This is a genomic window from Streptomyces sp. NPDC005281 (genome assembly GCF_040607495.1).
Classification (GTDB): Bacteria; Actinomycetota; Actinomycetes; order Streptomycetales; family Streptomycetaceae; genus Streptomyces.
The window spans coordinates 53441-74203 of sequence record NZ_JBEXGX010000019.1 but is presented as its reverse complement, the minus strand read 5'-3'; the positions used below and the strand labels follow the sequence as shown (position 1 = coordinate 74203).

Here is a 20763-nt window from a genome sequence, read left to right as displayed (position 1 = left end):
GCGCACCGACCGAAGGTCCCGGCCGCTCCATGCGGGCCGGGACGGGCCCGACCACCCCAATCTCGGCCGTGGAGCACACATCCATGCACGTTCCCCGCGGCGCGCGCCGCCTCAACGCGACGCGCGTCACCCTGCTCACCGAAGGCACCTACCCGCACAGCCACGGTGGCGTGAGTGTCTGGTGCGACCAACTCGTCGACGGCATGCCCGACATCGACTTCGACGTCATCGCCGTGACCGGCACCGGACGTGAACCGCTCGTGTGGGACATCCCCGCGCAGGTCACGGACATCGTCGCGGTCCCCATGTGGGGGCCCGCGCCCGACGGCCGCCCTCCGCGCGGGCGGCGCCGCAGGCAACTCGTCACCGCCTACGAACAGTTCCTGACCGCTCTGCTCGACCCCTGCGCCGAGGACCGGTTCGCCGGCGCGCTGTACGCGATGGCACGGGCCGCGCAGGACGGGACACTGAGTCCCTTCCTGCGCGGCGACCGCGCGATCAGCGTGCTGACCGGGGTGTGGAACCGCCCGGGGCTGGCCGTCCGCGAGGCCCGGCCCACCCTGCACGACGCCATCACCGCGACCGCTCTGCTGGAACACGCGCTGCGCCCGCTGACCGCACCGCTGCCCGAGCACGGGGTGGCGCACGCGGTCAGCGGCGGCGTCGCCGCGTTGCCGGGCCTGGCCGCGCTAGAACGGCACGGCGTCCCGCTGCTGCTGACCGAGCACGGCGTCTATCTGCGCGAGCGCTACCTCGGCTACCGCACCGCCCCGTACCGCTGGCCGGTCAAGGCGGTCGTGCTGGGCTTCTTCCGGCTGCTGGCGGAGGAGACGTACCGGCGCGCGGCCCTGATCACCCCGGGCAATCGCTACAACCGGCTGTGGGAGGAGCAGGGCGGTGCCGCACCCGGCTCGATCCGTACGGTCTACAACGGCGTGGACCCGGCCTCGTTCCCGCCGGCCGGTCCTGAGCCGGAGCGCCCGACGCTGAGCTGGGCCGGACGCGTCGATCCGATCAAGGACCTGGAGACCCTGATCCGGGCGTTCGCTCTCGTACGGGCCCGGCACCCGGACGCGCGACTGCGGTTGTTCGGCGGCACACCGCGCGGCGGCGAGGCCTACCGCGAACGCTGCGAGGCACTGGCCGCCGAGCTGGGGCAGGCCGACGCGGTCACCTTCGAGGGCCGGGTGGACGACATCAAGGACGCCTACGCGGCGGGCAACGTCGTGATGCTCTCCAGCATCAGCGAGGGATTCCCGTTCACCCTGATCGAGGCCATGTCGTGCGGGCGGGCGACCGTGTCCACGGACGTGGGCGGGGTGCGCGAGGCCGTCGGCGACAGCGGCCTCGTCGTCCCGCCACGCGACCCGGGCGCCATGGCCGCTGCGGCGCTCGAACTGCTCGGTGACCCCCGGCGGCGCGCCTCGATGGGCGAGGCCGCACGGCTGCGCGTCATCGAGCAGTTCACCCTGCGGCAGACCGTCGACACGTTCCGGACCATCTACCTGGAACTGTCGACGCTCGGCCGGATCGTCCCGAGCGATGCCGGGGCGGCCTGCGCCCCGCTCGCGGTACCGGGTGGCCGGGCGGCCGCGTCCAAGTCGAGGAGCCTGGCCGGATGAGCGGTCCGATGGCGCTGGAACCCGGCGGCACGGGTGACGACACGCTGTCCCTGCGGCTCGCCGACCGTTCGCCCGCCCGGTCCGCTCCCGGACCCGGCGCGGACCGGGACGCGGTCGACCGGCTCGCCGCCGAGCTGGCGGAGGGCATCGGCCCGGCCGTTCACCCGTACGAGGTGGCGGCCCTGCTGGAGTCGGAGGGGCTGACCGCCGAGATCATCCAGGAGCGGTACGGGCATCCGAACCTCTTCTCGCTCGCCTCCGCGCTGTACGAGCGGGTGCCGCGCACCTTTCCCGAGCCGCCGCGACCGGACAACCCGTGGCGCCCGGACCATGTGCGCTGCGGGCTGCGCGGGGCGCTGTTCGCCGTGCCGGGCCTCGCCTATCTGCTGACCGGGAAGCTGTGGCACGCGGGCCGGGATCTCGACGTCCTGGTGGTGGCCGGACTCGCCTCCTGGGCGTGGGGCCAGGCGCTCGGGCACCGCGCCTACCTCCGCATGACCACAGGCCGCCGCGAGGCGGGCCTGACCCTGCTGAAGGGGGCACCGCTCGGCGCGCTCGCCGCGACGGGATCCGGCGCGCTGTTCGCCGGCTCGGACACCGCGATCGGGGTCGCCGCGGCCCAGTCGATGTATCTCGCGGCGGCCGGGGTGCTGCTCGTGCTGGGCGGGGAGCGGCTGCTGCTGGCCGCGCTCACCCCGCTGATCGCGGGCACGGCGGCACTGCCGTGGTGGGATCCCGGGACCGTGCCGCGCGTCGCCCTGCCGCTGCTGTCCGTGCTCGGCGCGGTCGCCGCGGCCGGGTGGGCGCTGCGGGCCACCCGCGGAACGCCCCCGGCCACCGGCAGTGCCCGTCCGTCGCCGCTGCAGTCGCTGCCGTACGGCGTGTTCGGGCTGTCCGCCGGGGTGCTGGTGCTGCTGGAGGGCCGGCAGCATCCGTACGCCGTGATCGCGCTGACCGTGAGCATGGGACCGGCGGAGTGGCTGCTGTACCGGTATCGCGGGATGTCCGTGTCCGCGCTGCGGGCGACGGCGACTCCGGCCGCCTTCCTGCTGCGTTCGACCGGCGTCCTCGGTCTCTGCCTGCTGTCCTACGTGCTCCCGCTGCTGCCCGCCGCCCTGCTCACCGGCGCGGAGCCGGCCCCGCTGTTGCTGCTCGCGGCCACGCTGTGGACCGCTCTGCTGCTCCAGGCCTTCGGGGCGGCCTGGCAGCCGGCCGCGGTCTGCCTCACGGCGGCCTGCGGTGCCGCCTCGGCAGTGGCGCTCCGTTCCCTGCCGGGCGCCGTCGTCCTGACGCTGTCCTGCGGCACGGCCTGCCTGTGTCTCACGGCCTGCGCCGTGCGGCTGCTGGGACGACCGGCGCCGCACGCCTGAACCACCGCCGCACAGCCCGCCCGGACGAGTCCGGAGGGCCACCGTGCCTCCGTCCGCTTCACCCGTCACATGAACCAAAGCATGAGCAACCAATCGGAAGGACCCACGAGTTGACCACCCAACCGCTCGCCGCCGTCACCGGAGCCGAGGGTTTCATCGGCTCCCACCTCACCGAGGCGCTGGTCGCCTCCGGGCATCGGGTGAGGGCCATGGCGCAGTACAACTCCTTCTCCTCGTACGGCTGGCTGGAGACACTGCGTCCCGATGTCCTGGACCAGGTCGACATCGTCCTGGGCGACGTGCGGGACCCGGGTTCGGTCCGCGGCCTGGCCGAAGGCGCCGACTGCGTCTACCACTTGGCCGCGCTCATCGCGATCCCGTACTCCTACCAGGCACCGCACAGCTATGTGGACACCAACGTCACCGGCACCCTCAACGTGCTGGAGGCGGTGCGCGCGCTCGGCACGCCCCGCCTCGTGCACACCTCCACCAGCGAGACCTACGGCACCGCCCAGACCGTGCCGATCACCGAGGACCACCCCATCAACACCCAGTCCCCGTACGCCGCTTCGAAGGCGGGCGCGGACCGGCTGGCCGACAGCTACCACGCAAGTTTCGGCACGCCGGTGGTGACGCTGCGACCGTTCAACACCTTCGGCCCGCGCCAGTCGATGCGCGCGGTCATCCCCACCGTCATCGGCCAGGTGGCCGCGGGCGAACGCGCCATCACCCTCGGCGATCTGCGGCCCACCCGCGACTTCACCTTCGTCGAGGACACCGCCCAGGCGTTCCTCGCCGTGGGCACGGCACCCGCGGACCGGGTCGTGGGCAGGACCCTCAACGCCGGTACGGGCGGCGAGATCTCGGTCGGTGACCTGGTGGCGCTGATCGGCAAGGTGATGGACACCGCCCTCGACGTGCGCGAGGACTCGGGGCGCATCCGGCCGGCCAACTCGGAGGTGATGCGGCTGGTCGCCGACGCCACCCGGCTGGCCGAGGCGACCGGCTGGAGCCCCGCCCACGATCTGGAGCAAGGCCTCGCACGGACCGTCGAGTTCTTCCGCGAACCGGCGAACCTGGCCCGCTACAAAACCGGCATCTACAACATCTGACCCCGTCCGGCCCGTCCCACGAAAGAAGAACCTCATGCACGCAGTGATCCTGGCCGGAGGCAAGGGCGTCCGGTTGCGGCCCTACACCACCGCCCTGCCCAAACCGCTCGTCCCCATCGGCGACCAGCACGCCATCCTGGAGATCGTGCTGCGCCAGCTGGCCTCGACCGGCTTCACCAGCTGCACCATCGCCATCGGCCACCTGGGCGAGATCATCCGCGCCTACGTCGGCGACGGGTCCCAATGGGGCCTGGCGGTCGACTACTCCACCGAGGAGAGTCCGCTCGGCACCATGGGGCCGCTGCTGACCATGCGCGACCGGCTGCCCGAATCGTTCCTCGTGATGAACGGCGACGTGCTCACCGACCTCGACTTCGGCGACGTTCTGCGGCAACACCGCGGTTCGGAAGCGCCGTTGACCATCGCGACGTTCGCGCGCCAGGTGCGCATCGACTTCGGTGTGCTGACCACCGACGAGCGCAAGGTGGTCGCCTTCACCGAGAAGCCGAGCATGGACTACCGCGTCTCCATGGGCGTGTACGGCCTGTCGCTCTCCACGCTCGAGAACTACACGGCGGGGCTGCCGCTGGGCTTCGACGAGCTGGTCCTCGACCTGCTGCGGAGTGGGAACGAGCCGCACGCCTACGAGTTCGAGGGCTACTGGCTCGACATCGGCCGCCCGGACGACTACGACCGGGCCAACGCCGAGTTCACCACCCGCAAGTCGCTGTTGCTCAAGGGAGCCTGACCACCGCATGCGCATTCTCGTCCTGGGCTTCACCGGCTATCTGGGCGGCCATGTCGCCGGGCACCTGCGCACCCTGTCGGGTGTGCGGGTGTTCGGCGGCGGGCGCTCGCCCGCCGCCGAGTTCGGCATCGACCTGGCCACCGCCCGCCGGGAACGGCTGGCCGCGACCCTGGCGGCGGCCGCACCCGACGCCGTCATCAACTGCGCCGGCGCGACCGGCGGCGACGCCGTGACCCTCTCCGAGGTCAACTCCCGTGGCCCCGCGGTCCTTTGCGCGGCGCTGCGTGAGGCGGCCCCGGCCGCCCGGCTGATCCATCTGGGCTCGGCCGCCGAATACGGTCCAGGTGTCCGGGACACCGGCGTGACCGAGTCCGCGGCCACCAGCCCCGTCACCCCGTACGGGGCCACCAAGCTCGCGGGAACGGTCACCGTGACCACCTCCGGGCTGGACGCGGTGGTGCTGCGGGTGGGCAACCCCGTTGGTCCGGGGGCGCCTTCCACAGGGCTGCCGGGCCGGATCGCGGGACTGCTGCGCGACGCCGGCCCGGACCCGGACGCGGTCGTCCGGCTGGGTGACCTCTCGGCGTACCGCGACTTCGTGGACGTACGCGACGTGGCCCGGGCGGCGGCCTCGGCGGCGACGGTCCCCGGGCAGCTGCCGCGGGTTCTCAACATCGGGGGCGGCAAGGCCGTCCCGGTGCGCGACCTGGTGGGCGGCCTGGCGCGCGTCGCCGGATTCCGGGGGCGTATCGAGGAGAACGGCGGCGGTTCGGCCCGCTCCGGCGAGGTGTCGTGGCAGTGCTCCGACATCACCGCCGCCGAGGCGGCACTCGGCTGGCGGCCGACGCTGACGCTCGACGACTCGCTGGCCGCGCTCTGGGCGGCGACGGGGACCGTTCCCGTCCCGCGGGGCGAAGGCGACCGGAAGCCATGAGCCTGCTGATTCCGCTGTACGTCCACCCGGGCGAGGACCCGGGCGCCTGGCACCGGCTGATCGGGGCGGCCGACCGGACGTACGGGGTCGTCATCAACCCGGCGGACGGGCCGGGCGAGGGCCCGGATCCCGCGTTCACCGCGGCGACGGACGCGCTGCGCTCGGCGGGCGCCCGGCTGCTCGGCTATGTCGACACGGACTACGGCGCGCGCGATCCGGACGTCATAGCCCACGAGGTCCTGCGGCACCGGGAGTGGTACGGAACGCAGGGGTGTTTCCTCGACCAGGTTGCTCCGACCTCGGCGGCGCTGCCCGGTTGCAGACGGCTGGTGCAGAGTCTGCGCCGGCTCGGCGCGGCTCCGGTCGTGCTGAACACGGGCGTTCATCCGGCGCCCGGGTACGCCCGCCTCGCCGATCTGCTCGTCACGTTCGAGGGCCACTGGTCCACCTATGTGTCGGCGTTCAGCAGACCGGTGTGGACAGCGCGGCACCCGCCCGAGCTGTTCTGTCATCTGGTCTACGGCGTCCCCGAGGCGCTCGTCCCGCTGGCCGTTCGCACCGCGCGCGAACGCGGTGCGGCGGTGGCCGGGCCGGTGACGGGCGAACTCCCCAATCCATGGGCACGGTTGACGCCCGCCCTCCTGGAGCCGTATGCCTCCGCTCCCGTCAGCGACGGTTCCGACAGCGGGTGACAGGGCACGACACGGCCCGACACGGCGGGGCCCTGGTCGCCCAGGACCCCGCCTCACCCCACAGGGCACTTGGGGCCGTCGGGCGGTCAGCCCCTCAGTCCGTCAGTCCCTCGGTCCGTCAGTCCCTCAGTCCCTCAGTCCCTCAGTCCCTCAGTCACGACCAGAGCTGGTAGACATTTCCGTCGTTGCACGCGTGCGTGTAGACCTTCTTGGCGTCGTTGGCGTCGAGGCACTCGCCGGTGGCCACGTTCTGGAGCTTCCAGCCGCCACCCGTGTTGATCTCCCGCCAGCGCTGGTAGTCGTTCCGGCCGCTGCTACAGGCCTCCACGTACGCGTCGCTGTCGGTGTACCCGGCAAGGCAGGACCCCGGGACCTCCGCCAGCCGCTCGATCCAGACACCGCCTCCAACATTGACGTCGTGCCACTTGGCGGCGCCGAACGAGCAAGGGTAGAGGCCCACGTCGTTCCAGCCGAGGTGGTGGTCCCACATGCCGCTGAGACAGCCTCCGCCGTTCTGGTGGTTCCACACGACGTCACCGTCGGCATGGGCCGCCACGCTCGTCGTCAGTACGAGGATCGGACCGAGCGCCATCGTTCCGATCACTTGAGCAACGCGCTTGCCACGCATGTCTGTTCCCCCAGTTTCATACTTCGGTCGGTTGCGCTTCCTGACCCGCACGGGGTCAGGACCACACAGGCGCCGACTCCCCGTCTACGCCCCGGCAACGGTATGCAGCAGGCCACCGCCGAGGGGTGCGCGAAGGCTCCCGGGAAGCGTCCCGCCGTCGTCTCACCTGCGTGACCTGCGACTTGGGACGCCGGACAGCCGAATTCTCGGGACGTCCCGCGATGCGCGCGCGTCGACCCGCCAAGGGAGCGGGGGACGGCGACCGGTCACTGGTACCTCATCCACCCCCTCGGAGCGATGGCATGTCTCGGTCAAATCTGCGAGGCTTTCCGGTGCCGTCGCCCTGACCCCAGGGTGACGGCACGGAAATCTCACCAAGCGACCGCGCGCACCCGCGCGCGGCCCGCGGCCACCCAGCGGCGCACCCCAGTCGTCCCGGGCGGCCACCGAGCAGGCCGGAATCCCGGCCGCCTCAAAGGAGTTTCGTGTGAGACCGACCCCCCTCAAGGCCCTGGCGGCACGCGTCCTCGTCGTCGCCGCCCTGGCCGCAGTCTCGCTCCCCGGCACCCCCGCGGCAGCCTCGCCCAGCACGGCACCGGCCGCGGCGGCCGCCTGCACACCCGCTCAGGTCGTGACCAACGGCGGCTTCGAGAGCGGCACTTCGCCCTGGACCCAGTCCTCGACCACCGTCATCACCAGCCGAACCGGCCAGAGTGCCCACGGCGGCACCAGCTTCGCCTGGCTGGACGGCGTCGGCAGCACCCACACCGACACGCTCTCGCAGAGCGTCACGATCCCGTCCGGGTGCAGCAGTGCCAGCCTCACGTTCTGGCTGCACATCGACACGGCGGAGACGACCTCGTCGACGGCCTACGACAAGCTGACGGCGAAGATCGGCAGCACGACGCTGGCGACGTACTCGAACCTCAACAAGGCGTCCGGGTACGCCCAGAAGACGTTCGACGTCTCGGCGTTCGCGGGCCAGACCGTCACCCTCGCCTTCACCGGCACGGAGGACTCCAGCCTCCAGTCGAGCTTCGTCCTCGACGACATCGCCCTGAACACCTCGGGTGGCACGACCCCGCCGGCCGACTCCACCCGTACGCCCTCGGCCCCCGCGTACACGGTCAGCCTGACCAGCAACACGAGCGGTACCGGCTGGACCGGGCACGAGAGCGTGACGTTCACCAACGCCTCCTCCACCGCGCTCAGCGAGGTGTATCTGAGGCTGTGGGACAACTACCACGGCACGTGCTCGGCGATGCCCATCACCGTCAGCAACGTCAGCGGCGGCACCGCCGGTTCCCTCTCGGTCGCCTGCACGGCCCTCCAGATCAGCCTGGCCTCACCGCTGGCACAGGGCCAGAGCGCGACGATCGGCTTCGACCTGGCCATCACCGTGCCCAGCGGCGCCGACCGCTTCGGCTACGACGGCGCGTTCGTCAACATCGGCAACGCCCTGCCCGTACTCGCGGTCAAGGACGGCTCCGGCTGGCACCTGGACCCGTACACGAACAACGGCGAGTCCTTCTACTCGCTGGCCGCCGACTTCAAGGTGACCCTCGACCACCCGACGAGTCTGCTCGTCCCGGCCACCGGCACCTCGGTCGACACCGCCGGCTCCAGCGGCCGCACCGTCACCACGGCCACGGCCTCCAAGGTCCGTGACTTCGCCTGGGCCGCGGGTCCGTTCACCAAGATCTCCGGCACCTCCACCGCGGGCACCGCGATCAACATCTACTCCGTGTCGGGCATCAGCTCATCCGACGCGCAGTCGATGCTCTCCACCGCCAAGTCCGCGGTGGACGCCCACGCGGCGCGCTTCGGCGCGTACCCGTACGGCGAGCTGGACGCGGTGATCGACAACAACTACTGGTTCGGCGGCATGGAGTACCCCGGGTTCGTCCTCGACCTGGTCAGCACCACGGCGCTCACCCACGAGATCGGCCATCAGTGGTTCTACGGGATCGTCGGTGACGACGAGTACAACAGCCCGTGGCTCGACGAGGCGTTCACCGACTACGCCACCGACCTGGCGCAGGGCAAGACCGGGACCAGCTGCTGGAGCAGCGTCTCCTGGGCCTCGTCCGCGGAGAAGATCACCAACTCGATGGCCTACTGGGACGCGCACTCGTCCCGCTACTCCACCGTCGTCTACGGCTACGGCAAGTGCGCCCTGCACGACCTGCGGCGCGTGCTCGGCGACACCGTGATGACCAACCTGCTGAAGAGCTACGCCACTTCGCACTGGTACGGCGTCTCCACCACGGCCGAGTTCAAGGCGGCCGCGCAGGCGGCCACGACCACGGACCTGACGTCGTTCTGGACGACCCACCGCATCGACGGCTGACGCTTCTCGCGGCAGCCCGTTTCGCTGTTCGTCGCGGCGACGCCCTCGGGCGTCACCGCGGCGCGCATGTCCGGCCGGGTCGCGGGCAGGTTCCGCCGTACGGCGGCTCCCGGTCCGGGAGCACGGCACCCGATCATGGGATCCGGGAGCCGCCGGGCTCGGCGCGAGGAGACATCATGCTGTTGGTACCGCCCCCGTTCGACCCCGAGCTGGCTGCCGCCCTCGCGGCGGTCGGACCGTCCGTGCCGTCCGGCCCGAGCCTGGCGGACATCGCCGCCCTGCACGCGCTGCCCGAACCCGCCGTGCCCGTGTACGACCTCACCGACGGCGGCGCCTTCACGACCACGGACCTGACGGTGCCGGGGCCCGACGGCGCTCCCGGCGTCTCGCTGCTCGTCATCAGGCCCTCGGCACCGCCCGCGAACGGGCCTCGCCCGGTGATCTACCACTCCCACGGCGGCGGCATGGTCCTCGGCAACAACCGGGCCGGGGTGGAGCTCGTCCTGGAGTGGGCGAGGGAACTGGACGCGGTCGTGGTGTCCGTGGAGTACCGGCTGGCCCCCGAACACCCTTACCCGGCCGGGGTGGAGGACGTCTATGCCGGTCTGCTGTGGACGGCGCGGCACGCCGGGGAGCTCGGCGGTGATCCGGAGCGGATCGTCGTGGCGGGCGCCAGCGCGGGCGGCGGCCTCACCGCGGCACTCGCCCTGCTCGCCAGGGACCGTAGGGGGCCCCGGCCGCTCGCGCAGGTCCTGATGTATCCGATGCTCGACGACCGCAACGACAGCCTGTCCGCGCACCAGATGGCGGGCGTCGGCGCCTGGGACCGTACGGCCAACGAGACCGCCTGGACCGCCGTGCTGGGCGATGCCCGCGGCGGCCCCGACGTGCCCGCATACGCCGCGCCGGCCCGGGCCTCGGACCTGTCCGGGTTGCCTCCGGCCTTCCTCGACGTCGGCTCCGCGGAGACCTTCCGGGACGAGGTCGTGGACTACGCGTCCCGGATCTGGCAGGCGGGCGGGGTGGCCGAGCTGCACGTGTGGCCCGGCGGCTTCCACGGCTTCGACGCCTTCGCCCCGCACACCGCGCTCGCCCGGACCGCCCGCGCGGCCCGCATCGCCTGGCTGCGCAGACTCCTGGCACCGTGAGTACCCGCGCGGCCCGCGTCGCCCTGCCGCGCAAACTCCGGAGACCGTAAGTACCCGCGCGGTGCGAGCGGGTGCGGTGCGAGCGGGCGCGGTGCGAGCCCGGCCTGACCGTCGCGCCGTCGCGTTCGTTCAGACGGGGAGCAGCCGGCCGATCAGCGCGCTGAGCTGCTGGACGTTGCGGCACTCGTGCATCTCCACGAGTTCCGCGTAGGCGAGGGCCGCCGAGTCGCCCGTGCCCCACTGCGAGCGTGCCTCGGGGTTCAGCCAGTAGGCACGGCGGGCCTGCCGGGTGAGCTGCCGGACGGCGGGCAGGTTGGGGTCGCTCATGTTCGTACGGGCGTCGCCGAGCACGAAGACGGTCGTCCGGGAGCCGACCGCGCCGGTGTACCGCTCGGCGAACTCGCCGAACGCGACCCCGTAGTCGCTGCTGCCGTGCCAGCCCGTGATCTCCGCCTCCGCGCGGATCCGGGCGCTCAGCCCCTCGGGGTCGGCGGCGCCGGGCCCGATCAGCCCGGTCACCTCGTCGACCCGGTTGACGAAGGCGAACACCCGCACCTTGCTGAACTGGTCGTGCAGCGCCTGCACGAGCAGCATGGTGAAGTCCGAGAAGCCCGACACCGACCCCGACACATCGCACAGCAGCACCAGTTCGGGCCGCACGGGACGGCGCCTGCGCAGCACGGGGCGCATCGGCACCCCGCCCGTGGACAGCGATCCGCGCAGGGTGCGCCGCAGATCGACGGTGCCGCGACGGGACCTGCGGCGGCGCGCGGCGAGACGGGTGGCCAGTTTGCGCGCGAGCGGCTGTACGGCCTTGCGCAGTTCGGCGAGCCGGTCACGGCCGGCGAACAGGAAGTCGACGCGGTCGGCGGTGGGGGCGACCGCGCGCCGGGCGATCTCGTCGCGGTCGCGCCGCTCGGCGATCCGGCGCCGTGCCTCCGTCGCGACCTGCCTCCGGAACACCTCGATACGCTGCCGGATCTCGTCCTCCAGGAGCCGGTCGGTGAATCCCTCCGCACCGCCCCGCGCACGCACGCCGTCCCGCACGCGGGCCATCAGCGTCTGCGGCCGCAGCCGGTCGAGCGTCTGGTACGACGACCAGCCGTCCGTCGCCGTCGTGCCCCCGTAGCCGCCGAATCCGTCGACGGCCTCGATGGCCAACCGCGCCATGAGTGCCTGGTCGTCGGCGGCGAGGGCGGCCGCGAGCCGGTCCCGCAGACCGTCCCGGTCCGCGGGTGCGACGCCCTCCGGCACTCCGACGCCTCGCGGGAAGTACACGTCGAAGACGGGGTCGAACACCCGGCGCTGGCCCGGGTTGTGCAGGAGGGTGGCGGCCAGCCCCTCGCGCAGCCGGTCACGGTCGGCGAAGCCCAGCGCCGCCACCGCCCGCGCGGCGTCCACGGTCTCGCCGGTCCCGATGCGCACGCCGTGCGAGCGGAGCGCGCCGACGAGTCCCGTCAGCCGGTCCGCGACCCCGTCCGCCGGGGCGGTCCCGCCCGCGGGCGCGGCGGCGTTCACACGGCGCCCAGGTCGAGCTTGGCCGCCGCCTTCAGTACGTCGTCCTGATGCTTGAGGATCACGCCGAGGCTGTCCCGTACGACGTTCTCGTCGAGGGTGCTCGCGCCCAGCGCGAGCAGGGTGCTGGCCCAGTCGATGGTCTCCGCGACGGAGGGGACCTTCCGAAGATCCATCTCCCGCAGCGCCCCGACGACCCGCACCACGGACTCGGTGAGCGCGTCGTCGAGCTCGGGCACCTTCAGCCGTACGATCCGGCGCTCCAGCTCCTCTTCGGGGAAGCCGATGTGGAGGAAGAGGCAGCGGCGGCGCAGGGCCTCGGACAGTTCACGGCTCGCGTTCGAGGTGAGCACCACGAAGGGGCGGCTGGTGGCGGTGATCGTGCCCAGCTCGGGAACGGTGACCTGGAAGTCGCTGAGCACTTCCAGGAGCAGTCCCTCGACCTCGATGTCGGCCTTGTCGGTCTCGTCGATCAGCAGGACCTTGGGGTCGTCGCCGCGGATGGCGGTCAGCAGCGGGCGCGGCAGCAGGAACTCCTCGGAGAAGATGTCCGTGCGTGTGTCGTCCCATGTCTCGTCCCGGCCGGCGGTGATGCGCAGCAGCTGCTTGGCGTGGTTCCACTCGTACAACGCCCGTGACTCGTCCACGCCTTCATAGCACTGGAGGCGGACGAGCCGGGCACCGGCGACCTGTGCGACGGCCTTGGCGAGTTCGGTCTTGCCCACGCCTGCGGGACCCTCCACGAGGAGGGGTTTGCCGAGCCGGTCGGCCAGGAAGACCGTGGTGGCGACGGCGGGCGAGGCCAGATAGCCCGCGTCGGCGAGGCGTGCGGAGACGTCGTCGACGGATGTGAACAGCAACGGGGCCTCCAGCACGCGCGGACGAGGTCGGACTCACTATCTAAGCGCTTGTTCACCCTCGCTGTCACGTGTGACGACCCCCACGGGACCGGGAGGCCGCCGCCTGTCCAGCCGTACGGCACGGCACCGGCCCGCGTGACCGACGGACCCCGGCACAGCACCCCGGGAGCCGCCCCCGCCTCAGGAGACCCGCAGTACGATCTTGCCCCGCCGGTGCTCACGTTCGAGGGCCGCGTAGGCCCCCGGGGCGCTCTCCAGGGGAACGATCCGGTCCACCTGCGGGATCAGCCGGCCCGCGTCGACCAGGGCGTTCAGCTCCTCCAGACCGGCCCGGTCCGGCTCGACCACGAAGAACACCGCGCGGGCGTCCGAGCCCTCAGGGGGCTCCGGCGGCTCGACGACGCCGACCAGGACCCCGCCGGGACGCAGTACCTGCCAGGAACGGGCCAGGGTGTCTCCTCCGACGGTGTCGAAGACGACGTCCGCGTCCTTCACCTCGTTCTCGAAGCGCTGCTCCGCGTAGTCGATCACCGTGTCCGCGCCCAGGCCCCGCACGAAGTCGGCGTCCCGGTCCGCCGCCGTGGCCGTCACCTCGGCCCCCAGCGCGGCCGCCACCTGGACGGCGAACGAGCCCACACCCCCCGCGCCGCCGTGCACCAGCACGCGCTGTCCCGGCTCGACGCCGGCGTGGGTGACAAGGCCCTGCCACGCCGTCAGGCCCGCGAGCGGCAGTGCGGCCGCGCGCTCGTGGTCCAGCGACCCCGGCTTGGCGGCGAGATCCGCCGCGGGAACGGACACGTACTCGGCCGCCGCTCCGTCCCGGGTGAAGGGGATCAGCCCGTAGACCGCCTCGCCCGGCCTGAAGCCGGTGACGCCGTGGCCGAGCTCGGCCACCACACCGGAGAACTCCTTGGACGGCACGATCGGCAGTCGCGGGCGGCCGTCGTCGAAGCTGTCGGTCCAGGTCGCGTCCCAGTCGAGCTCCCCCGGGGTGACCGACGCCGCCCGCACCTCGATCAGCACGTCACCGTGCCCGGGGACGGGCTTCGGCGCGACCTCGTAGATCAGCTCCTCAGGCCCGCCCCGCCGATGACCGCGTACCGCGCGCATCGTGCCGTTCATCCGGTTCCTCCTCGTCGGGACGGCACACGGCCGCCGTCGAGGCGGTCCCCGTCGGGCTCCTCGGGCTCCTCGGGCTCCTCGGGCTCCTCGGGCTCCTCGGGCTCCGGCACGGACCGGCCGTTCTTCACGATAGTTCCGGGACCGGCGGCTTTCCTGCCGGGCAGGCACCGGGCGCTCCCGCGAACGGGCTCGGGCGGACGGCGGGGAGCGGGAGGGCGAGAGCGGGCGGCCGACAGCTGGAGGACGGCAGCGGGCGGGCGCCGGGCGGCGAAAAGGTCTGACCCGTCACCACGGGGGGAGTGACGGGCCAGACCCTGGGTCCACGGTGCCATGCCGGAACCGTGTCGCGCAGTACGTTCGCGAAGACCGTACGGCGGTCAGTCCCTGAGGCGGTCGATCTGCCGGATCTTGTTGGTCGCGTCGAGGGCGGCGACCTTGTAGGACTCGGCGAGCGTCGGGTAGTTGAAGACGGCGTCGACGAGATAGTCGACCGTTCCGCCGCAGCCCATGACCGACTGCCCGATGTGGATGAGCTCGGTCGCGCCGGTGCCGAAGCAGTGGACGCCGAGGAGTTTGCGGTCCTCGGGCGAGACCAGCAGCTTCAGCATGCCGTGCGAGTCGCCGATGATCTGTCCCCGGGCCAGTTCCCGGTAGCGGGAGATCCCCACCTCGAACGGCACGCATTCCTCGGTGAGTTGGTCCTCGGTCCGGCCGATGAAACTGATCTCCGGGATGGTGTAGATGCCGATCGGCTGCTGGTCGAGCATCCGGTTCACCGGCTCCCCGCAGGCGTGGTACGCCGCCGTACGGCCCTGTTCCATCGAGGTGGCCGCGAGTGCCGGGAAGCCGATGACGTCACCGACGGCGTAGATGTGCGGCACCTCGGTGCGGTAGTGCTCGTCGACGGTGATGCGGCCGCGCGGGTCGGCGGACAACCCCGCCTTGCCGAGGTCGAGTTCGTCGGTGAGGCCCTGCCGCCCCGCCGAGTACATGACCGCGTCGGCGGGTATCTTCTTGCCGCTCTCCAGGACCGTGAGCGTGCCCCGGGAATGGCTCTCCACGGAGGCGACGGTCTCGCCGAACCGGAAGGTGACGGCCAGCTCGCGCAGGTGGTACTTCAGCGACTCGATCACCTCGACGTCACAGAAGTCGAGCATCCCGGACCGCTTCTCCACCACCGTGATCTTGGAGCCGAGGGCGGCGAACATGGAGGCGTACTCCATGCCGATCACCCCCGCGCCGACGATGACCATGGAGCGCGGCACCTGCTCCAGGTTCAGGACGTTGTCCGAGTCCATGATCGTCCGTCCGTCGAAGGCGACGGTGTCGGGCCGCGCCGGGCGCGTGCCCGTGGCGATGACGATGTGGTCGGCGCTGAGCCGCTTCTCGTTGCCGTTCGCCTCGGTCAGGGCGACCGTGTGGTCGTCCACGAACCGGCCGACGCCGGCGAACAGGGACACGTGGTTGCGGGAGAGCTGGCTGCGGATGACGTCCACCTCGCGGCTGACCACGTGCTCGGTGCGAGCGGTCAGATCGGCGACGGTGATGTCCTCCTTCAGGCGGTAGCTCTGGCCGTACAGATCCCGCTGGCTGAGGCCGCTGAGATACAGCACCGCCTCACGCAGCGTCTTGGAGGGGATGGTTCCGGTGTGGATGGAGACCCCGCCGACCATGTCGGGGCGGTCGATGACGGCGACCCGACGGCCGAGCTTGGCCGCTGCGATCGCGGCTTTCTGTCCACCCGGGCCGGATCCGATGACGAGCATGTCGAAGTCGCGCACCAGCGGAGTCTGTCAGCCCGGGCCCTCTTCCCGGAAGGGCGAACGGGCGATCCGTCGCCCGAGTGACGAATGAAGCGGCGGCTCGCGGTGCCGCCGCCGGGCCGCGTCCGGCCGCGTTTCGAGGGAACGAGACGGCATGCCGCCGAACCAGGACTCAGCGGCGGGCGAACGCATGCCGGAACAGGACACGGAACGCTCCCTTGTGGGCTACATTCAGTAATCCTTGGCATCGGCGCCTCCTGGGGTGAGGTCGCGTCGAGGAGAATTCCGGAGCGGCCGAATGCATCAGTCCCACCTTTCTGCACCGCCGACTGCGCGCACCCAGGGGGGACTTGCCGACAGTCTTCGCGAAACGGCGCTCAAGACGCCCGATCTGCCGCAGCTCGCACGCCGCGCCGAGGGCCGGTCGGACGACTGGATCCATGTGACGGCGGCCGAGCTGTGGGACGAAGTCGTCGATGTGGCAAGGGGGTTCGTCCGGTCCGGTATCCGGCCGGGCGACCGTGTGGCCATCATGGCGCGCACCCGCTACGAGTGGACGGTGCTCAGCTATGCCCTGTGGTCGGTGGGCGCCGAGATCGTGCCGGTCTACCCGACGTCGTCCCACGAGCAGGTCGCCTGGATCTTGCAGGACGCGCACTGCGTGGGCGTGGTCGTGGAGGACGAGCAGGGCATCATGACGGTCGGCTCCGCGTGCGCCGCGCTCCCGTTCCTGCGCCATGTCTGGCAGTTGGACACCGGGGCGATGGCCCAGTTGATGGAGCGCGGCCGGACGATACCCGCGACCGCGATCGACTCGCTGCGCCGGATCGTGCTCGCCGACTCCACCGCGGTCGTCGCGTACACCTCCGGCACGACGGGACAGCCGAAGGGCTGCGCGCTGACGCACCGCAGTCTGGCGAGCCCGTGCGACACACTGCTCGAAGGCTGGAGGAAGACGGCGGCTCCGCCGGACACGCAGCCGGCCGTCCTCGCCTTCCTGCCCTTCTCCCACGCCTACGGGCTGATGATCCAGGGGATCTGTCTGCGCGGCGGCATCCTGATGGGCCACGAGCCGGATCTGCGGGAGGAGACCCTTTCCGAGGCCATGCTCTCGTTCCGGCCCACCTATCTGTACGCCGTCCCGTCCGTGTTCGAGAGGATCTACAAGAACTTCGTGCGGGCCTCCCAACGAGCAGGTCGCGGCGTGCTGTTCGAGCGTGCCGTACGTACGGCACAGGACTTCGCCCTGGCCGAGGAACAGCGGCGGCTCGGCACGGGGCCGGGCCCGGGTTTCGATCTGCGGCTCCAGCACTCCCTGTACGAGAAGACGGTGTACAAGCGGCTGCGCGCCGCGCTCGGCGGGCGGGTCTGCGGCGCGGTCTCGGGCGGATCGCCGCTGAATCGTGAACTCGCCCTGTTCTTCGCGGGAATCGGCATCTTCATCCACGACGGATACGGACTCACGGAGACCAGCGGAGGGATCACCGCCCAGCCGGTCGGCCGGGAGAAGTTCGGCACCGTCGGGCAGGCCCTGCCGGGCACGGAGATCGAGGTGTCCGACGACGGGGAGATCCTCGTGTGGGGGCCCTCCGTGTTCCAGGGCTACATCAACGACGCCGCGGCGACCGCGGCCTCGTTCCGCAACGGCTGGCTGGCGACCGGGGACATCGGCCGGGTCGACTCCGACGGCTATCTGACCATCACCGGACGCAAGAAGGACATCATCATCACCAGCGGGGGCAAGAGCGTGGCCCCGGCGGCTCTGGAGGAACGTCTTCGGGTCCATCCGCTGATCCACCAGGCGGCCGTCGTGGGCGACAACAGGCCCTGTGTGGGCGCCCTCATCACCCTGGACCCCGAGTTCGTGACGCACTGGCGGGCGGCCCGGGCCAAGGGTGAGTCACCGGCCCGGGACGCGCGTGAGGAGAACGAGCTGCGCGAGGAGGTCAGGCGCGCGGTCGCGGCGGCCAACAGCACCGTGTCCCGCTCCGAGTCCATCCGCGTCTTCCGTGTCCTCCCCGAGCCCTTCGACCTGTCCAACGGGCTGCTGACGCCTTCGCTGAAACTGCGCCGGGACGCGATCGCCCAGCGGTACGCGGCCGAGATCGAGGCGATGTACCAGACCTCGTCACGCGTTCCGCGGGAGGCGGCGATCGGCGACCCGTCGATCCTGGACGACTCGGACAACGTGTTCCGCTGACCTCGCCGAACGACTCACGGGGTTCCCGGGAATCCGCGCCCGGTGAGCCGTTCCCGTGGACGACCCTGTTCCGCCGGGACCCGGTGGACTACTGACGGCCTCTCAGATACTCCTCAGCCGGAACCGGCGGCACGTGTGGCGGGTGTTCGCGCGCGGGGCAGGCGCATGGTGAAGACCGAACCGGTGCCGACCTCGCTGGTGACGGAGACGGTTCCGGCGTGGGCGGCGACCAGTTGCCGGACGATCGCGAGGCCCAGGCCACTGCCGCCGGTGCGCCGGCTGCGGGACTTCTCCGCCCGCCAGAACCGGTCGAAGACGCTCGCCAGATCCGCGGGAGCGATGCCGGCGCCGGTGTCGGCCACCCCGAACACGACCTCGTCCGCGTCGCGGTGCGCGAAGAGGGTTATCGTGCCGCCGGCCGGGGTGTGTCGGGTCGCGTTGGACACGAGATTGCCGAGCGCCTGCCGCATCCGTACGGGGTCGGCGTCCAGCCATGGTGTGCCGTCGACCTCGGTCACCAGCCGGATGCCGGCCGCCTCGGCGCCCACCCGGTGTGCCGCCGCGACCTGTTCGAGGAGTTCGTCGGCGCGCACCTCCTCGCGGTGCAGTCGCAGCGTGCCCGCGTCGGCGGCCGCGAGGTCCTGGAGGTCGTCGATGACACGTTGCAGGACCACGGCCTCCTCGTGCAAGGAGGACAGCAGTTCCGGATCGGGGTCCACGAGGCCGTCGCGGGCCACCTCCAGCCAGCCGCGGATGTTGGTGAGCGGAGTGCGCAGTTCATGTGCGATGTCACTGACCATCGCCTTGCGCTGCGCCTCCAACCGCTCGCGGCGATCGGTCAGTTCGTTGAATGCGAGCGCCAGGATGCCGGTCTCGTCCCGGGTGGTGACGGGCACCCGTACATGGCGCTCGGGCGGCTGCTGCGCGGCCTGGGTCAGCGCGCGCAGGGGGCGTACGAGCCGGGTGGCGACCAGCGCGGTCACGGCCACGGTGAGGGCGAGGACGAGTCCGGCGACGCCGAAGACCTTGGCCTTGTTGGCGGCCGACATGTCGAAGCGGGGGACGGGCCTGTCCCCCGTGCCGAGGAAGAGCTCGGCGGCCGGGGCGACATAGGGCTCGAGTTGAGCGCGCCGGGCCTCGGCGATACAGGCGTTCGCGGTCCGCGCCAGTGGCCCGTCCCGGTCGACCGCTCTCTTGCCCGTCAGGTAGGGAACCGGGCCGGCTCCGCTCACGGCTTCCAACGGCAGTGCCAACGGGTGGCCCAAGTCGGCTCGGTGCCGGTCCAGACACGTCCGGCCGAGCGCCGACAGGGCGTCCAGGGCCTTCTGTTCGGTCGGGGTGGGGGTGTTGAGCCTTCCGTCGGCGCACTCCATCGGCACAAAGCCGGGGTCGAGCGTCCCGTCGACACCTCTCAGCACGGTCCGGCCGCTCGGCGTCCGCTCCGTGCGGGTCCGAACTCCGTAGCGGTCGAAGCAGAGTTGGCGCACCACGGCCAGTTTGGCCACCTCGAGGCGCTCGGCCGTCGTCAGCCGGTACGGTCCCACGGCGCGTGGGTCGACACCGGTGAGCTGCGCTCCGGGCTCCGTGTAGGTGTCGGTGCGCAGCGGATCGACGGTGGCGGCGGCCCGGGGCGGCAGGGAGGTCCCGCGGGCGGCGGAGTCGGCGAAGGGGGTGCGGTCGCCGGCGGTCAGGGCGACTCGCCGTCCGGTCCTGTGCGAGATCGCGCGCAGTGTCCCGGCGACACCGGACCAGTCGGGGTGGGTGGCCGCGTATCCGCTGAGCTGCCGGAGGATGTCCATGTCCTCGGCGAGCACCTGGCCCTGCTCCTCCTGGATGGCCCGGGTGGTGGTCTGCACCGCGAGCCAGGCGGTCGCGGCCACGGAGCACAGGGCGATGAGCACGGAGGTGATCAGCAGCCGCACCAGCAGACTCTTGCGCAGGGGCAGCGCGCGGCTCACGCCCGGTCGCTCCTGAGCTTGTATCCGACGCCGAACACGGTCACGAGGCGCGTCGGCCGGCGCGGGTCCGCCTCGATCTTCCTGCGCAGGTTCATGATGTGCACATCGATGGCCCGCTCGGTCGAGGCCCGGTCGATGCCCCGGGTGTGATGCAGCAACTGCCTCCGGGAGAAGACCCGTTCGGGTTCGGCGGCCATCGCGAGCAGGATCTCGTACTCGCCCGGGGTGCAGTCCACCGGTGAGCCGTCGCACAGGACCGTATGCCGTCGCGGGTCCACCGCGATGCCTCCGGCCCTGACGACCGGATCGGCCCGCCGTTCCCCCGCGGGCCGTCCGCCGCGTCTGAGCACCGTACGGATACGGGCCATCAGCTCGCGCGGGCTGTACGGCTTGGTCATGTAGTCGTCCGCGCCGAGCTCCAGGCCGAGCAGGACGTCGTCCTCGGTGGAGCGGGCGGTCAGCATGAGGACGGGGATGTCGTCGTTCTCCCGCAGCGCCCGGCAGACTCCGAAGCCGTCGATGACCGGAAGCATCAGGTCGAGGACGACGAGGTCGGGCCGGTGCCGGCGGACCTCCTCGAGTGCGGCCGCGCCGTCGTGGACCACGGCCGCCGTATGGCCCTCGCCCAGCAGCGACCGGCGTATCAGCTCAGCCTGCTTCTCGTCGTCCTCCGCGACCAGCACATGTGCGCACACGCGGCCGATGTTAGGGGCTCCGGGCCGCGGATCGGCCGGTACGAGG

Annotated in this window: 16 protein-coding genes; 9 read left to right on the top strand and 7 right to left on the bottom strand. The window is 71.8% G+C overall.

Annotated elements, in window-relative coordinates; translation table 11 throughout:
• Positions 1-83 precede the first annotated feature (83 nt).
• The 6 genes from pelF (at position 84) to ABZV42_RS25655 (ending at position 6478) form a co-directional block, all read left to right on the top strand.
• A complete protein-coding gene (gene pelF / locus ABZV42_RS25680; protein ID WP_356053726.1) occupies positions 84-1622 on the top strand; it encodes a GT4 family glycosyltransferase PelF in 1539 nt (512 codons plus the stop codon).
• Positions 1619-2992 (top strand): hypothetical protein, encoded by a 1374-nt coding sequence (locus ABZV42_RS25675; protein WP_355988047.1) that lies wholly within the window; start codon positions 1619-1621, stop codon positions 2990-2992. The genes pelF and ABZV42_RS25675 overlap by 4 nt, the downstream gene beginning before the upstream one ends.
• A gap of 110 nt (positions 2993-3102) precedes the next feature.
• On the top strand, positions 3103-4104 hold the full coding sequence (locus ABZV42_RS25670; RefSeq protein ID WP_355988048.1) for a GDP-mannose 4,6-dehydratase: 1002 nt from the start codon (positions 3103-3105) through the stop codon (positions 4102-4104).
• Between the two features lie 34 nt (positions 4105-4138).
• On the top strand, positions 4139-4852 hold the full coding sequence (locus ABZV42_RS25665) for a sugar phosphate nucleotidyltransferase (RefSeq protein ID WP_355988049.1): 714 nt from the start codon (positions 4139-4141) through the stop codon (positions 4850-4852).
• A gap of 7 nt (positions 4853-4859) precedes the next feature.
• On the top strand, positions 4860-5786 hold the full coding sequence (locus tag ABZV42_RS25660; protein WP_355988051.1) for an NAD(P)-dependent oxidoreductase: 927 nt from the start codon (positions 4860-4862) through the stop codon (positions 5784-5786).
• Positions 5783-6478: a spherulation-specific family 4 protein gene (locus ABZV42_RS25655; protein ID WP_355988053.1), complete on the top strand. Its 696-nt coding sequence runs from the start codon at positions 5783-5785 to the stop codon at positions 6476-6478. The genes ABZV42_RS25660 and ABZV42_RS25655 overlap by 4 nt, the downstream gene beginning before the upstream one ends.
• Before the next feature lie 154 nt (positions 6479-6632).
• Here ABZV42_RS25655 and ABZV42_RS25650 read toward each other — a convergent pair whose 3' ends face one another.
• The gene (locus ABZV42_RS25650; RefSeq protein WP_356053724.1) at positions 6633-7106 is read right to left on the bottom strand and encodes a ricin-type beta-trefoil lectin domain protein; all 474 of its coding nucleotides are present in this window, start codon (positions 7104-7106) and stop codon (positions 6633-6635) included.
• 487 nt (positions 7107-7593) lie between these two features.
• Here ABZV42_RS25650 and ABZV42_RS25645 point away from each other — a divergent pair, with 487 nt between their 5' ends.
• Both ABZV42_RS25645 and ABZV42_RS25640 read left to right on the top strand, forming a co-directional pair.
• The gene (locus ABZV42_RS25645; RefSeq protein ID WP_356053722.1) at positions 7594-9456 is read left to right on the top strand and encodes a M1 family aminopeptidase; all 1863 of its coding nucleotides are present in this window, start codon (positions 7594-7596) and stop codon (positions 9454-9456) included.
• Positions 9457-9632: 176 nt separating this feature from the next.
• Positions 9633-10604 (top strand): alpha/beta hydrolase, encoded by a 972-nt coding sequence (locus tag ABZV42_RS25640; RefSeq protein ID WP_356053720.1) that lies wholly within the window; start codon positions 9633-9635, stop codon positions 10602-10604.
• A 129-nt stretch (positions 10605-10733) separates the two neighbouring features.
• On the opposite strand, the gene ABZV42_RS25635 is transcribed toward ABZV42_RS25640, so the two are convergent.
• From ABZV42_RS25635 to sthA, 4 genes are all read right to left on the bottom strand, one after another.
• Positions 10734-12122 carry a VWA domain-containing protein gene (locus ABZV42_RS25635; RefSeq protein ID WP_355988953.1) on the bottom strand — a complete coding sequence of 463 codons (1389 nt, stop codon included), beginning with the start codon at positions 12120-12122 and terminating at the stop codon, positions 10734-10736.
• Positions 12119-12976, bottom strand: a complete 858-nt coding sequence (locus ABZV42_RS25630) for a MoxR family ATPase (protein ID WP_356053791.1) — start codon at positions 12974-12976, stop codon at positions 12119-12121. Before ABZV42_RS25630 ends, ABZV42_RS25635 begins: the two co-directional genes overlap by 4 nt.
• Before the next feature lie 183 nt (positions 12977-13159).
• A complete protein-coding gene (locus ABZV42_RS25625) occupies positions 13160-14101 on the bottom strand; it encodes an NADP-dependent oxidoreductase (protein WP_356053718.1) in 942 nt (313 codons plus the stop codon).
• A gap of 377 nt (positions 14102-14478) precedes the next feature.
• On the bottom strand, positions 14479-15882 hold the full coding sequence (gene sthA, locus ABZV42_RS25620; protein WP_356053716.1) for a Si-specific NAD(P)(+) transhydrogenase: 1404 nt from the start codon (positions 15880-15882) through the stop codon (positions 14479-14481).
• Between the two features lie 280 nt (positions 15883-16162).
• On the opposite strand from sthA, the gene ABZV42_RS25615 reads away from it, so the two are divergent.
• Positions 16163-18064: an AMP-dependent synthetase/ligase gene (locus tag ABZV42_RS25615; RefSeq protein ID WP_355988961.1), complete on the top strand. Its 1902-nt coding sequence runs from the start codon at positions 16163-16165 to the stop codon at positions 18062-18064.
• A 113-nt stretch (positions 18065-18177) separates the two neighbouring features.
• On the opposite strand, the gene ABZV42_RS25610 is transcribed toward ABZV42_RS25615, so the two are convergent.
• Both ABZV42_RS25610 and ABZV42_RS25605 read right to left on the bottom strand, forming a co-directional pair.
• The gene (locus ABZV42_RS25610) at positions 18178-20022 is read right to left on the bottom strand and encodes a HAMP domain-containing sensor histidine kinase (RefSeq protein WP_356053714.1); all 1845 of its coding nucleotides are present in this window, start codon (positions 20020-20022) and stop codon (positions 18178-18180) included.
• A complete protein-coding gene (locus ABZV42_RS25605) occupies positions 20019-20717 on the bottom strand; it encodes a response regulator transcription factor (RefSeq protein WP_355988967.1) in 699 nt (232 codons plus the stop codon). Before ABZV42_RS25605 ends, ABZV42_RS25610 begins: the two co-directional genes overlap by 4 nt.
• Positions 20718-20763: the final 46 nt, after the last annotated feature.

Coding starts and splice junctions, on each gene's coding strand:
- pelF (WP_356053726.1), top strand. CDS start 84: ATGCACGTTCCCCGCGGCGCGCGCCGCCTCAACGCGACGCGCGTCACC.
- ABZV42_RS25675 (WP_355988047.1), top strand. CDS start 1,619: ATGAGCGGTCCGATGGCGCTGGAACCCGGCGGCACGGGTGACGACACG.
- ABZV42_RS25665 (WP_355988049.1), top strand. CDS start 4,139: ATGCACGCAGTGATCCTGGCCGGAGGCAAGGGCGTCCGGTTGCGGCCC.
- ABZV42_RS25660 (WP_355988051.1), top strand. CDS start 4,860: ATGCGCATTCTCGTCCTGGGCTTCACCGGCTATCTGGGCGGCCATGTC.
- ABZV42_RS25655 (WP_355988053.1), top strand. CDS start 5,783: ATGAGCCTGCTGATTCCGCTGTACGTCCACCCGGGCGAGGACCCGGGC.
- ABZV42_RS25650 (WP_356053724.1), bottom strand. CDS start 7,106: ATGCGTGGCAAGCGCGTTGCTCAAGTGATCGGAACGATGGCGCTCGGT.
- ABZV42_RS25640 (WP_356053720.1), top strand. CDS start 9,633: ATGCTGTTGGTACCGCCCCCGTTCGACCCCGAGCTGGCTGCCGCCCTC.
- ABZV42_RS25625 (WP_356053718.1), bottom strand. CDS start 14,101: ATGAACGGCACGATGCGCGCGGTACGCGGTCATCGGCGGGGCGGGCCT.
- ABZV42_RS25615 (WP_355988961.1), top strand. CDS start 16,163: ATGCATCAGTCCCACCTTTCTGCACCGCCGACTGCGCGCACCCAGGGG.